Raw genomic sequence first — 1,272 nt, 5'->3', positions numbered from 1 at the left:
ACGTCGAGCACAGCAACAGCAGTGTGACCCAAAGCAATTCCCAGTTGAACCTGGGGACCGGCAAGGTGACGGTCGAGGGGACCTTCGACTTCGGCGGCGCCGACATCAACACCGCGCCGGGGTTTGAACACTCCATGCTACGCATCAAGGCCGGCGACATCCAGACCACCAAATACGAAAGCGTGAGCGACGACGAGTCCAGCGCCAAAGGCTTCTTCATCGGGGCCACGGCCAGTGCCGACTCGGTGTTTCTCGACGTCTCCAACGACATCGGCAAACTGGCGACCGATGCCGCCGAAGGCATGAGTGTCGCGCCCGGCCTGACCACCCTGGAAATGCTCGGTGACGCGGAGCGGATCGCGGTCGGCTCGTGGGGCTCGGCCAGCGCCGGAGCCGCCATTGGCGGCGGCGGCACGTCCAGTCAGACGGTGACCAGAACCGAAAACACCAATCAGGTCGGCGGTAACGTCAGCATGACCTCGACCAAAGGCGACATCACGCTCACGGGGGTGCAAACCACCAATCCGGATGCGGTGATTATCCTCAATGCCGGCGAACATGACGTCAACCTCAACGCCTCCAAAAGCACCACCACCAGCACCAGCAAATCCAACGTCGGCGGCATCAGCGCTAACGAAACGGCCAGTTGGAACCCCCTCACAGGCACGACCGTCAGTGCCTCGGTTGGTGTGGGCGCGAAGCATAATGATTCGAGCCAAAACAATACCAGCTACACCAATACCGACATCAGCGGCTCGCACGTGATCGTTAGGGCCAACGACCTGAACATGGTCGGGGCCAATGTCTCCGGCAAGGTCAACGCCGATCTGACCGGTGATCTCAACATCACCAGCGTGCAGGATACGCAAACTTACACGCACACCCTGGCGGCGGGCGGCGTTTCCGCCGGTGTGGCGGTGAACAGTCATACCGCGTTCCTGGTACCCAGCTTTGTCGGCGGCGTCGGCGCAGTGGGCGGACAGGACTACGACAACTATCAACGGGTTGAAAAGCAGTCCGGCATCAGCGGCACCGCCGACAGCACCATTCATGTCGGCGGCGACATGAACCTGACCGGCGGTTATGTGGCCGGCGGTGGCAAGCTGCAAGTGGACGGCACGGTCAATGCCAAAGACCTCACCGACAGCCGCAATAAAGATGGCGGCTACGGCGGGGGTGGCATCGGCGTCAACCAAAACGGCATCGGCGGGATCGGCTTGATGGGTGGTCGGGTGGACCAGGTGCATTACAGCGCCGACAACAAGGCCACGG

The 1,272-nt window shown here is 61.9% G+C and carries 1 protein-coding gene; it reads left to right on the top strand.

Going from position 1 to position 1,272, the window contains the following annotated elements; genetic code table 11:
* Nucleotides 1-1,272, top strand: a 1,272-nt coding sequence (locus ACIPL2_RS34875) for a hemagglutinin repeat-containing protein (protein WP_401365312.1), incomplete at both ends; no start/stop codon positions are given.

Source organism: Pseudomonas sp. NPDC086251 (assembly GCF_044746405.1).
Classification (GTDB): domain Bacteria; phylum Pseudomonadota; class Gammaproteobacteria; order Pseudomonadales; family Pseudomonadaceae; genus Aquipseudomonas.
Note: the sequence above shows the minus strand (reverse complement) of the source record. Positions and strands in the feature narration are given on the sequence as shown.